The sequence below is a fragment of the Gilvimarinus sp. 1_MG-2023 genome (assembly GCF_030548285.1).
Map to the genome: position 1 here is coordinate 1 of NZ_JAUOSC010001363.1, position 252 is coordinate 252.

The following is a 252-nucleotide window of genomic DNA, read 5'->3' on the forward strand; positions in this document are numbered from 1 at the left end:
GTATTGCCTGTGACGGTTACGTGAACAGCGCGCCGTACTCCCACGACAGCCGCGTGGTACTGAAAAACCAGCTCAAGCGTCTGGATGACAAAGGCTGGACTCTGAACACGGGTCTGGAGCCTGAGTTCTATCTGTTCAAACGTAACGCCGACGGTTCTCTCGGCCCAGTGGATGATACCGATACGCTGACCAAGCCGTGCTACGACTACAAGGGCCTGTCGCGTTCACGTGAATTTCTGGAAACCCTGGTTG

General features: G+C 55.6%; 1 protein-coding gene. It reads left to right on the plus strand.

Annotated features, from left to right (window positions below):
* The coding region (locus Q4563_RS21295) for a hypothetical protein (protein WP_303605943.1) at positions 1–252 on the plus strand (252 nt) is incomplete at both ends.